Annotated in this window: 11 protein-coding genes; 5 read left to right on the plus strand and 6 right to left on the minus strand. The window is 74.1% G+C overall.

From position 1 onward, the window contains the following. Positions 1-258 precede the first annotated feature (258 nt). On the minus strand, positions 259-738 hold the full coding sequence (locus tag ACQUSR_RS03630) for an NUDIX hydrolase (protein WP_431041066.1): 480 nt from the start codon (positions 736-738) through the stop codon (positions 259-261). Positions 739-931: 193 nt separating this feature from the next. Here ACQUSR_RS03630 and ACQUSR_RS03635 point away from each other — a divergent pair, with 193 nt between their 5' ends. Further along, positions 932-1,945, plus strand: a complete 1,014-nt coding sequence (locus tag ACQUSR_RS03635) for an O-antigen ligase family protein (RefSeq protein WP_431041067.1) — start codon at positions 932-934, stop codon at positions 1,943-1,945. Between the two features lie 117 nt (positions 1,946-2,062). Here ACQUSR_RS03635 and ACQUSR_RS03640 read toward each other — a convergent pair whose 3' ends face one another. After that, entirely contained in the window at positions 2,063-2,626 is a 564-nt protein-coding gene (locus ACQUSR_RS03640) for a hypothetical protein (RefSeq protein WP_431041068.1), read from the minus strand. Between the two features lie 13 nt (positions 2,627-2,639). Further along, positions 2,640-3,440, minus strand: a complete 801-nt coding sequence (locus ACQUSR_RS03645; RefSeq protein ID WP_431047351.1) for a glutamate racemase — start codon at positions 3,438-3,440, stop codon at positions 2,640-2,642. 192 nt (positions 3,441-3,632) lie between these two features. On the opposite strand from ACQUSR_RS03645, the gene ACQUSR_RS03650 reads away from it, so the two are divergent. Further along, positions 3,633-4,799: a glycosyltransferase gene (locus ACQUSR_RS03650; protein ID WP_431047353.1), complete on the plus strand. Its 1,167-nt coding sequence runs from the start codon at positions 3,633-3,635 to the stop codon at positions 4,797-4,799. Between the two features lie 39 nt (positions 4,800-4,838). On the opposite strand, the gene ACQUSR_RS03655 is transcribed toward ACQUSR_RS03650, so the two are convergent. Further along, positions 4,839-6,164, minus strand: a complete 1,326-nt coding sequence (locus ACQUSR_RS03655; protein WP_431041069.1) for a TerD family protein — start codon at positions 6,162-6,164, stop codon at positions 4,839-4,841. 224 nt (positions 6,165-6,388) lie between these two features. On the opposite strand from ACQUSR_RS03655, the gene ACQUSR_RS03660 reads away from it, so the two are divergent. Further along, on the plus strand, positions 6,389-6,880 hold the full coding sequence (locus tag ACQUSR_RS03660; protein ID WP_431041070.1) for a DUF6643 family protein: 492 nt from the start codon (positions 6,389-6,391) through the stop codon (positions 6,878-6,880). 136 nt (positions 6,881-7,016) lie between these two features. Here the strand turns inward: ACQUSR_RS03660 and ACQUSR_RS03665 are convergent, their stop codons facing one another. Further along, entirely contained in the window at positions 7,017-7,469 is a 453-nt protein-coding gene (locus ACQUSR_RS03665; protein ID WP_431041071.1) for a Crp/Fnr family transcriptional regulator, read from the minus strand. Between the two features lie 164 nt (positions 7,470-7,633). On the opposite strand from ACQUSR_RS03665, the gene ACQUSR_RS03670 reads away from it, so the two are divergent. Then, a complete protein-coding gene (locus tag ACQUSR_RS03670) occupies positions 7,634-10,012 on the plus strand; it encodes a phosphoketolase family protein (protein WP_431041072.1) in 2,379 nt (792 codons plus the stop codon). 57 nt (positions 10,013-10,069) lie between these two features. Here ACQUSR_RS03670 and ACQUSR_RS03675 read toward each other — a convergent pair whose 3' ends face one another. Further along, entirely contained in the window at positions 10,070-10,246 is a 177-nt protein-coding gene (locus tag ACQUSR_RS03675) for a DUF6126 family protein (protein WP_431041073.1), read from the minus strand. Between the two features lie 86 nt (positions 10,247-10,332). Between ACQUSR_RS03675 and ACQUSR_RS03680 the strand changes: the two genes are divergently transcribed. Then, on the plus strand, positions 10,333-10,956 hold the full coding sequence (locus tag ACQUSR_RS03680; protein ID WP_431041074.1) for an Rv1733c family protein: 624 nt from the start codon (positions 10,333-10,335) through the stop codon (positions 10,954-10,956). Positions 10,957-11,075 lie beyond the last annotated feature (119 nt).

Raw genomic sequence — 11,075 nt, forward strand, 5'->3', positions numbered from 1 at the left:
TCCAGTGCGCGCAGTCCAATCGCTGTTCGGAAACGTTTGGCGATGCGCATGCCAGGAATGCCGTGCGGTTCTCCCTCAGGCGGGAGGATTGGGAGCAGCCCAAAGGAGCGTCGGACTCGCTAAAGGCAGTGGCGAGTCGGTGCGTTCATTCGGTCGGAGATGGCCCACGGCGCGTTCACGGTCGCGGTGTCGACGGAGTGGACGGTGATCCGGGGCGCGGCCCAGCTGGGTCAGGTGTGCGCCTTGAGTAACTCGCTCTCAGGCCCGGCCGATGCCCTCGAACCACGTCGGGCCGCCCGCCGCGGCCTGCTTGATTCGATTGAGGGCGAAGTCCTCCAGGTCCGGCAACGCGTCCGGTTCGAACCAGCCGACGTCAAGCGACTCATCGTCGTTGACGCGCGCCTCGCCGCCCACCGCACGGCACAGGAAGCAGACATCCATGAACTGGCACACGTCGCCGTTGGGATAGACGATCGGCTCGAGGGCCTGCACGAGGATGACCCGCTCCGGCACACACCGGACGGCCGTCTCCTCGTACACCTCGCGCACGATGGCCGCGGCGGGCTGCTCCCCCGGCTCCGGGATCCCGCCGATGATGGCCCAGCGGCCGGTGTCGGACCGGCGGCCGAGGAGCACCCGGCCCTCGTCGTCGAGGACGATGGCGCTCACGCCGGGCAGCGGCAGCAGCTTCGTGCCGATATCGGCACGAAGCTCGCGAATGAAGTCAGGGGTAGGCATAGGGCGAGGGTAGCCGCCCGGGACGATCTCCTCGGGACGACCGATTCGCACATCAGGGCCGACGTTTCCGCACAACTCCTCCACAGTTCGGGTCGCAGCCGCTACGGTGTCCGGCAGTCCTCGCCCGCGCACGACGTCCGGCATCCGGCACTCCGTGGCGCGGCGCCCGTCACAACTCGGGGGATTCGACGGGATGGCGTCACAGGCCGTTCGCCCTGCCGTACGGATGCGCGGCGGCGCGTCCGACACCGCGGGCGTCCTTATCCTCGGCGGCTGCGCCGTCTGGGCGCTGGTGAGCGCCGCCGGGCGGGCCGCCCGTCCCGAGGGCGTGCTGCTGGCCGTGCTGGCGGTGGCCGCCGGGTACGCGTGCGGGCGCATGGCCGGTGCGCTGATGCCCGTCACCGCGGCGGCGGCCGCCGCGCTGGCGGGGCTCGGGCTCACCTCGACCACCTGGATCACCGGCGTGGACGGCGGTCCGGCCGGCCGCTCCGGGGCGGACGCCGCTCAGCTGATCCTCGCCGCGGGGGCCGCGTGCTGCGCGGCCTGGGCGGCCCGGCGACCCGCGCTGCGGCTGAGCCTCTGGCTGCTGGCCGCCGGTGTCGCGGGCACCGCTCTCGCGATCGGCTCGGTGCCTGCCTGCGGGGCGGCGGCCGGGGTGCTGCTGTGCTCGCTGGCGGCGGGCCGGATGCCGCGCCGGCTGCTCGGTCTCGCCGGGCTCGCACTGGTCGCGGCGGTGGCGGTCGGCGGCTGCTGGGCGGTGGCGCAGAACGCCCTGCCGTCCGGGCTCGGCGGCGCGTTGCGGGGGCAGCTCACCGAGCACCGGATCCGGCTCTGGCAGGACGCGGCCCGTATCGCCGAGGAGCACCCGGTGCGCGGGGCGGGCCCGGATCTGTTCAGCGAACTGACCCCAGTGGCACTGGAGTCCGCGGAGCCGGACGGCAAGCCGCACTCGGCCCCACTCCAGCAGGCGGCCGAACAGGGCGTCCCGGGGGTGGCCCTGCTGGCCGCCGCCTTCGGCTGGCTGCTGTACGCGCTGTGGCTCTCGCCCCGCTCCACGCAGGTCGTACTGACCGCCGGGGCGGCGCTGACTGCGCTGGCCGCGGCGGCGACACTCGGCAATGCGCTGAGCTTTCCGCAGGTCACGGCGGGGGCGGGGCTGCTGGCGGGGCTGGCTACGGCGCGTGTGCGGACCGACGGCCTCTCTTAGCCGGTCTCCGACTCTCAGGTCTCCGTTGGTCTCCGACTCTCGTCTCGCCGTTGGTCTCCCGCTCTCCGGTCTCCGCCGGTCTCCGTCCGTCTCGGACGGCCCGTGGGCGAAGCGGCGCTACGCCTGCGACGTGCGGCGGGCCAGGAGCCTCAGGTGGGCGCGTACGACGCGCACCGCCGCCTCCGCGTCGTCCACCGTGACCGTGAAGAGACGCCCGTCGCCGAGCCGCAGCACCACTCCCTCGCCCTGGCGTACGACGACGGCGGTGCCCTTCTCGGGCCGCCAGCGGATGCCCCAGCCGCCCCACTGGCGAGGAGTGACGCGCGGCGCGAACTCGGCGCTCACCACGGACTTGAGCGGGATGCGGCGGCGCGGCAGGCCGGCGTAGCCGCAGCGCACCTCCATCGCGTCGCTGTCGATCCGTACCGCTACATGGACGAAGGCGAGGGTGCCGAAGAGCATCAGCAGCCCGGCGGCGACACAGCCGATCACCGACATCAGCAGCGGGCCGAGACCGGAGGTCACCCAGGAGGTGTCGACGGCCAGATCGATACCGAGGGCCAGGCAGGCGGCGCCCAGGGTGGCGAAGAACCACTGCGCGCGGTTGGTCGCGCGGCCGGTCCACACGGGCGGCGGCAGGTCGGCCGCGCCCTGGATCAGGTCCTCGCGGTGGTCCCTCATACCAGGAGCGTACCTAGGTTCCAGCGACGAGGCGTGGAGCCGTTCCACCGGCGAGGCCGCGGCCCTCCGGGTAGCTCAGCGCCTCCGCGGGCAGCGTGGCGTCACGGCCGCTGAGCAGCACGGTGAGCGTGCCGGTCGGGGCCGCGGCGGGGGCCGGGTCCGCCCCGATCCGGCGCAGCGCCTGGGCGGCCACGGCGTCGGCCGACCCGTAGAAGGCGATCGGGGGCGCCCCGGCGGGCTGCACGGCGGCGCGGATGCGTTCGACGACGAGTTCGTAGTGGGTGCAGCCGAGGACGACGGCCCGCACGTCGCGCGGGGTACGGGCCGCGGCGTCGGCCACCGCCGCGTCGATCGCGTCGTCGTCCGCCCACTGCACCGCGTCGGCCAGCCCCGGGCAGGCCACCTCGGTGACCCGTACGCCGTCCGCGAAGTCTCGGATCAGCCCGTGCTGGTACGGGCTGCCCGTGGTGGCGGGGGTGGCCCAGATGGCGATGGGGCCGCCGGCCGCCGCGGCGGGCTTGATCGCCGGTACGTTCCCGATCACCGGCAGCGCGGGCTCCAGCTCGGCCCGGAGGGTGGGCAGGGCCTGCACGGAGGCGGTGTTGCAGGCGACGATCAGCGCGTCCGGGGCGTGCGCGGCGGCGGCGCGGGCGCAGGCGAGCGCGCGGGCGGTGACGTCCTCGGTGGTGCGCGGTCCCCACGGTATGCCGTCGGGGTCGGAGGAGAGCACGAGATCGGCGTCGGGCCGCATCCGCTGCACCGCGGCGGCCGCCGCGAGCAGCCCGAGTCCGGAGTCCATGAGCGCGATCTTCACCGAGGTTCCGCCTGCCCTGTCGTTGTCGCTGTCGTTCCGGTCCGCCGCCCGGATGCCGTGGGCGTCCGCCTGGATCGGTGCGCCAGGGGTGTGCTGGGCCAGGGCACGGGCCCGGAACACTCTAGTCGATCGCCGGTGCGCGCCCGGCGGCGGCGAGGGGTCCGGTCCGGCAGACTGCGGCGGGTGAGCACGCTGCTGTGGATCGCCGTCGGGGCCCTGCTCGCCTGGGGCTGGCTGCTGCTGGGACAAGGATTCTTCTGGCGTACGGACGTCCGGCTGCCGCGCCGGGCCGATCCGGACGAGTGGCCCGCGGTGGCGGTGGTGGTACCGGCGCGGGACGAGGCCGAGGTGCTGCCCCGCAGCCTGCCGTCGGTGCTCACACAGGACTATCCGGGCCAGGCCGAGGTCTTCCTCGTGGACGACGGGAGCACCGACGGCACGGGTGAGCTGGCGCGTGCGCTCGCGGACAAGTACGGCGGGCTGCCGCTGACGGTGGCCTGCCCCGGCGAACCGGAGCCGGGCTGGACGGGGAAGCTGTGGGCGGTGCGGCATGGCATCGCGCTGGCCCGGGCCCGTACCCACGCCGCGTATCTGCTGCTCACGGACGCGGACATCGCACACGAGCCGGACAGTCTGCGGGAGCTGGTGCGCGCCGCGCATCCGGCGGGGCCGGACCTGGTGTCGCAGATGGCGCGGCTGCGGGTGGCGACGTTCTGGGAGCGGCTGATCGTTCCCGCCTTCGTGTACTTCTTCGCCCAGCTCTACCCCTTCCGGTGGGTGAACCGGGCCGGGGCGCGGACGGCGGCCGCGGCGGGCGGCTGCGTCCTGCTGCGCCGGGAGGCGGCCGAGCGCGCGCGGATCCCGGAGGCGATCCGGCAGGCGGTCATCGACGACGTGGCGCTGGCGCGCGCCGTGAAGCGGACGGGCACGGGGACCCGTATCTGGCTGGGGCTGGCCGACCGGGTCGACAGCGTACGGCCGTATCCGCGGCTGGGCGGGCTGTGGCGGATGGTGTCGCGCAGCGCCTACGCCCAGCTGCGGCACAACCCGCTGCTGCTGGTGGCGACGGTCGCGGGGCTCGCGGTGGTGTACCTCGTGCCGCCGGTCGCCGCCTGCACCGGGGCGCTGACGGGGAACGGGGCGCTGCTGGCGGTGGGCGGCGCGGCCTGGGCGGTGATGGCCGCCACGTATACGCCGATGCTGCGCTACTACCGGCAGACCCTCTGGCTGGCTCCCCTGCTGCCGCTGACCGCCACCCTGTATCTGCTGATGACGGTGGATTCGGCGATGCGGCACTACGCGGGGCGCGGCGCGGCCTGGAAGGGGCGTACGTACCCCGCTCCCAAGGCCGCGCCGTGACCCGGCACCTGACGCGCGCTTACTCTGCCGCTGTTCGACTCATTTGCGGCCCGGTGTCCAGTTCATCCCCCAGCCGTAGGCGTGGTCGAGCGTGCGCTGCGGGCTGACGCCGCGCTCCGGCACCAGGTAGCGCGCCTCGCGCTGGACGACGAGGTCGCCCCCGGTGTTGGTGATGAGGGCGAGCGCGCAGACGTTGGACGGCACGGTGCACTCGTCCAGCGAGAAGTCGATCGGGGCGCCGCTCTGCGGGGTGAGGGTGACCGTGGCGTGGAGGTTGGCGAAGCTGCGGGCGCCTTCGTAGATCGTGACGAAGACCAGGACGCGGCGGAAGACGTGCCGGTGGTCGAGGTTGATGGTGAGGTTCTCGCCGTCGGCGCGGGCGCCGGTGCGGTCGTCGGCGTCCAGGTGGATGAACGGCGGCTGGTGCAGCGAGCCGAAGGAGTTGCCGAGGGCCTGCACCACGCCCTTGCTGCCGTCGGCCAGCTCGAAGAACGCGCCCAGGTCCAGGTCGAGGTCGCCGTGCAGGGCCAGCGCCTTGCCGAGCTTGTGCTGCCAGCCCTGGAACTGCTTGTGCACCTGCCAGTTGAGATTGACCCGCATGGCGCCCGAGGTGCCGCCCTGCTTGGTGAGCGAGACGGTCGGGGACTCCTTCGTCAGGGTGACTTTGGTCAGCCGTACGGGAGCGGACGCGGCGGGCTGCGCGGGCGGCGCGGCCGCGGCGGGGACCCGCGGGGCGGCGGCGGGCGGCGGCGGGACCGGCGCGGGCGCGGCGGGGGCCGGGGCGGCGGGCGGTGCGGGTGGGGCGGCCGGCTGGGCGGCGGCCTGCGTGGGCTGCTGCTGCGGCTCGTCGACTGAGATGCCGAAGTCGGTCGCGAGGCCCGCGAGCCCGGTGCCGTAGCCCTGGCCGACGGCGCGGAACTTCCACGCCCCCTGCCTGCGGTACAGCTCGCCGAGGACGAAGGCCGTCTCGACCGTGGCGTCCTCGCTGTCGAAGCGTGCGAGTTCGGTGCCGCCGGCCGCGTCCAGCACCCGTACGCACAGGCCGGGCACCTGGCCGAAGGCGCCGCCGTCGGCCGAGGCCGCGAGCACCACGGTGTCGATGGCGGGCTCCACCCGGTCCAGGTCGGCGAAGAGCGTGTCGGTCACCTCGCCGCCCGCCGTGCGCTTGCCCTCGTGCCGTACCGCACCGGAGGTGTGCGTCGCCTGGTTGTAGAAGACGAAGTCCGCGTCGGAGCGGACCTTGCCCGAGGCCAGCAGCAGTGCCGAGGCGTCCACGTCCGGCACGCCCGGCCCTCCCCGCCAGCCGATCTCGACCCGCACCGCCGACGCCGGCACCTGAACATTGGCGCCCTTGCGCATCGCCATCCCTTCCCCCTGCCTCTCATCCGTGGTGTGTCCCGCGGGTCCGTGCCCGGATTCCAACCTCCGGTAACCCGCCAAGAACGCGCTCTTTACACGATCTCAACGTACCCTGACGACCGATTTTCCCAGGTTCGCTGTGATTGGGGATCGCCGGGCGCATGGAACCCGTGAAACAACCCGCTTATCCGACTCCACAACCAGCACATCGTGGGCTTAACTTATGGACTATGAGCTCCCCCCGCAGCACCTACGGCGGCGGCTACTACTCCTCGCCGTCCTTTCCGGACACTCCCATCTACGACAGCCTCGTCGCGGAGCGGGGGACACCGCAGATCGCGCCCATCCGGGTCCCCTCGCCATACGACGCGAGCGGCTTCTTCTCGCCTGCCTCGCCGGCGCTCCCCGCGGCGCTGCCGGCGCTGCCGGCCGCGCCGTCCCCGCAGCACACCCCGCCGCACGGCTACCCGGCGCAGGGCGGCATGCCGCAGCACACCGGGCTGCAGCATCCCCCGGCGCCGTACATCCCGCCGCAGTCGACGGGCCCGCGCGGCTATCCGGGCGCCCAGGCCCCGATGCAGCAGCCGCGGCCGGGCCTCGGGGGACCGACGGGGTACGAGGCGATGCGCCCGGCCATGCCGCGGCCCGCCGCGCCGCGCCCGGCCCCCGCCCCGTATCAGGACCAGTACGGGCGTCAGCAGTACCCGAACCAGGGCTACTGACCACCACCGGGGGCGCCGCGGGGGGCGCCGCCACGGCCGAACAGACCAGCGACGCGCCCGGCGGGCGCGGCGGGAGACCGCCGCGCCCGCCGGGCGCGTCGTCATGGCGCCCCGCGTCCCGGGCCGCCCGGGCCGGTCAGTGCGGCCCCCCGCTGTTGTAGGGACCTCCGTGCAGGTCAAGGGCGCGGTTGCGGGCGCTCTGCAGCCGCTGGCCCATGGCCTGCGCGCAGGCCAGCACGAGCTCGTAGCCCAGGGCGGTGTCGTCCTTGCAGAGCTGCCGGACCGCGGCCGCGTCGAACTCCTGCGCGCGCACCGGGCTGAGGGCCTCCGCGCCCAGATGCCAGCCGCCCGGTGGGAACAGCCACGACCAGCCGACCAGCTCGCCGGGGCCGAGCGTCTCGACGATCACCGGTCGGCGCCCCGGCACCTTCATGTCGAGGGTGACCGATCCGGTGCGCACGATCCAGAAGCGGTCGGCCCTGCCGCCCTCCTCGAAGATCCGCGCGCCGGAGGGGAAGGACGCGTCGTGCGCGAGCGCCAGCAGCCGGTCGCGGTGCTCGCCGGACAGCCCGCTGAGAAGTCCACTCATGTCCTCAGGGTGCCGCGTCGGCTCCCGTCGCGCCCATCGGCGTCTCGTCGCGCCCATCGGCGGGGGCTGTGGCATGGTCGGTCGCAGGGCCGCACGCATGCCGCACGACGACGCGCACAGCCGCACGGCGACACGCACAGGGGACGTACACAAGGGACGTAACGGTGCAGACGCGATCCACGCTCACCGACAGCGCGGTGGAGGAGCTCGACGCGCACTGGCGCGCGCTGAACTACCTCGCCGCCGGCCAGCTCTACCTCCGCGGCAATCCGCTGCTCACCGAGCCGCTGCGGCCGGAGCACATCAAGCCGCGGCTGCTGGGCCACTGGGGCACCTGTCCGGGGCTGAACCTGGTCTATACACACCTCAACCGCGTGATTCGCGAGCGCGACCAGGACACCGTGTGCGTGTGGGGCCCCGGGCACGGCGGGCCCGCGGTGCTCGCCGGCGCGTGGCTGGAGGGCACGTACGGCGAGCTGAACCCGGACTGCGGCCGCGATCTGGCGGGTCTGACGCGGCTGTTCCGGCAGTTCTCCACGCCGGGCGGGGTACCCAGCCACACCTCCCCCGAGGTGCCCGGCTCCTTCCAGGAGGGCGGCGAGCTGGGCCACTGCCTGGCGCACGCCTACGGCGCGGCGCTGGACAACCCGGACCTGCTGGTGACCTGCGTGATCGGCGACGGGGAGGCGGAGACCGGGCCGCTGGCCGCCTCCTGGCACGCGAACAAGTTCCAGGACCCGGTGCACGACGGCGCCGTGCTGCCCATCCTCCACCTCAACGGGTACAAGATCGCCAACCCGGCGGTCCTGGCGCGGCTCGGGGACGAGGAGCTCGACACCCTGCTGCGCGGCTACGGCCATGAGCCGCTGTACGTCACGGGCCGGCTGGACAGCGATCCCGCGCACGTCCACCGCGACATGGCCGCCGCCCTGGACCTCGCGGTGGACCGGATCGCCGCCATCCGGCGCGCCGCCCGCGAGGAAGGCGACCGGCGGCGCCCGCACTGGCCGCTGATCGTGCTGCGGACGCCCAAAGGCTGGACCGGGCCCGAGGAGGTCGACGGCGAGCCGGTGGCGGGCACCTGGCGCGCCCATCAGGTGCCGATCGACGCCGTCCGCGAGGACCCCGGGCATCTGCGGCAGCTCGACCGGTGGCTGCGCTCGTACCTGCCGCAGGAACTCTTCGACGAGGGCGGCCATCCGCGGCCCGCGGTGCTGGCCTGCGTCCCCGAGGGGGACCGCAGGCTGGGCGCCAACCCGCACGCGAACGGCGGCCGGCTGCTGCGGGAGCTGCCGCTGCCGGATCCGGCCCGGTTCGCGGTGCCCGTCGACCGGCCCGGCACCACGCTGCACGAGCCGACGCGGGTGCTCGGCGGCCTGCTGCGCCAGGTGATGGCGGACACCGCCGAGCGCCGTGACTTCCGGGTGGTGGGCCCTGACGAGACCGCGTCGAACCGGCTCCAGGACCTGTACCAGGCGACCGGCAAGGCGTGGCAGGCCGAGCGCGTCGCCACCGACCGGGACCTGGCGCCGGACGGCCGGGTCATGGAGGTGCTGTCGGAGCATCTGTGCCAGGGCTGGCTGGAGGGCTACGTGCTCACCGGGCGGCACGGGCTGTTCTCGTGCTACGAGGCGTTCGCGCACATCGTGGACAGTATGGCGGCGCAGTACGTGAAGTGGGTCGGCACCGCGCGCACGGTGCCCTGGCGGGTGCCGGTCGCCGGGCTCAACTACCTGCTGACCTCGCATGTGTGGCGGCAGGACCACAACGGCTTCTCCCACCAGGACCCCGGCTTCATCGACCACGTCCTCAGCAAGAACCCGGACGTGGTGCGGGTGTATCTGCCGCCGGACGCCAACACCCTGCTGTGCGTCGCCGACCATGTGCTGCGCACCCGCGACGTGGTGAACGTCGTCGTCGCGGGCAAGCAGCCCGCCTTCGACTGGCTGGACCTCGACCAGGCGCGCGACCACTGCGCGCGCGGCGTGGGGGTGTGGGAGTGGGCGGGGACGGAAGAGCCGGGCACCGGACCGGACGCGGTGCTGGCCTGCGCCGGCGACGTGCCGACCCAGGAGACGCTGGCCGCCGCCGCGCTGCTGCGCCGGCACCTGCCGGAGCTGGCGGTCCGGGTGGTGAACGTGGTCGACATGACGCGTCTGATGCCGCGCGAGGCGCATCCGCACGGGATGACGGACGGGGAGTTCGACGCGGTCTTCACCCGCGACCGCCCGGTCGTCTTCGCGTACCACGGCTATCCGTGGCTGATCCACCGGCTGACGTACCGCAGGGCCGTGCACCCGGAGCTGCATGTGCGCGGCTACCAGGAGTCGGGCACCACGACCACGCCCTTCGACATGGTCGTACGCAACGATCTCGACCGGTACCGGCTGGTGATGGACGTCATCGACCGGGTGCCGGGGCTCGCGGTGGGCGCCGCGGGGGTCCGCCAGGCGATGGCGGACGTCCGGCGCCGGCACCACGGCTGGATCCGCCGGCACGGCACGGATCTGCCGGAGGTGGTGGAGTGGACCTGGCCGGGCTGAGCCCGCGGCCCGCTTCGGGCGGGCACCGCTTCCGGCGGGGCTACTTCGGGGCGGGCGCTACTTCGGGGCGTTGGCACCCAGGTAGAACAGCAGCCACAGGAAGCCCGCGAAGACATGCCCGGCCACCACGTACACGAACACGCGCCAGGCGACGGCGCGCTCCTTGTACTCCTCGGTTCCGGCGCCACCGCCCTCATCCCCGGCGCGCGGTGTCTTGGCGGGCTCGTCAGTCATACGGACGAGTGTACGCGGGGTCCGGATTTCGCCGTCCGTACACCGGTCCCCGCGCCTGACGCGGTATATGAGGTACTCACGAACGGATGAGGGGGTGCGGCAGGGTGCGAACGGTTCGGGGGCTCTGGCAGTGGCGGCACAATCCGCTGCGCCGCGTGACCGATCTGGCCGAGGCGTGCGCGGCGCTGGCCGCCGCGCTGCTGATCCTGTGCGCCGCCCCCGCCGTCGGCTGGCTGACCGGTGCGGTCGCCCATGACGCGCTCAGCGACGCGGTGCGCGAGCAGCGGGCCCGGCGGCACGAGGTGACGGCGACCGTGGTCACGGTGCTGGCGCAGCCGCCGGTCGACCCCGACCCGGAGACCTCGTCGGCGCGGGACGCCCACCGCCGGGTGCTCGCCCGCTGGACCGGTCCGGACGGCAGGACGCGCACCGGGACCGTGCACGCGCCGCCCACCGGAGCCGCCCCGGGCGACCGCATCCCGCTGTGGACCGACGGTCACGGCTCGCCGGTCGGCCGCCCGCTGGACGGCGCGACGGCCACCACGCACGCCGTGCTCGCCGGGGTGGGCGCGGCGGCCCTCACGGCCGGTCTGGTCGAGGGCGCGCGGCGGCTGGTCGTACGCCGGCTGACGCATCGGCGGTACGCCCGGTGGGACAGCGCGTGGGAACGGGCCGGGCAGGACTGGGGCAGAGCGGGCGCCGGGAGCTGACCCCTCAACTCGCCCTCCACCGCGCACGCTACGGTGGGGCCTTCACAGCACCACGGTGGGGCCTTCGCAGCGCCGCCGTACGCGGTCGGCACACGCACGAGGTGGGGGCACAGCAGCAC

Origin of the sequence: Streptomyces sp. P1-3, from assembly GCF_050613155.1 — a bacterium.
Classification (GTDB): Bacteria; Actinomycetota; Actinomycetes; order Streptomycetales; family Streptomycetaceae; genus Streptomyces.

What these genes read in the sequence shown, in the direction of transcription:
- ACQUSR_RS03640 (WP_431041068.1), bottom strand. Translation starts at nt 2,626, where the DNA reads ATGAGGGACCACCGCGAGGACCTGATCCAGGGCGCGGCCGACCTGCCG.
- ACQUSR_RS03635 (WP_431041067.1), top strand. Translation starts at nt 932, where the DNA reads ATGGCGTCACAGGCCGTTCGCCCTGCCGTACGGATGCGCGGCGGCGCG.
- ACQUSR_RS03665 (WP_431041071.1), bottom strand. Translation starts at nt 7,469, where the DNA reads ATGAGTGGACTTCTCAGCGGGCTGTCCGGCGAGCACCGCGACCGGCTG.
- ACQUSR_RS03680 (WP_431041074.1), top strand. Translation starts at nt 10,333, where the DNA reads ATGAGGGGGTGCGGCAGGGTGCGAACGGTTCGGGGGCTCTGGCAGTGG.
- ACQUSR_RS03630 (WP_431041066.1), bottom strand. Translation starts at nt 738, where the DNA reads ATGCCTACCCCTGACTTCATTCGCGAGCTTCGTGCCGATATCGGCACG.
- ACQUSR_RS03660 (WP_431041070.1), top strand. Translation starts at nt 6,389, where the DNA reads ATGAGCTCCCCCCGCAGCACCTACGGCGGCGGCTACTACTCCTCGCCG.
- ACQUSR_RS03675 (WP_431041073.1), bottom strand. Translation starts at nt 10,246, where the DNA reads ATGACTGACGAGCCCGCCAAGACACCGCGCGCCGGGGATGAGGGCGGT.
- ACQUSR_RS03655 (WP_431041069.1), bottom strand. Translation starts at nt 6,164, where the DNA reads ATGGCGATGCGCAAGGGCGCCAATGTTCAGGTGCCGGCGTCGGCGGTG.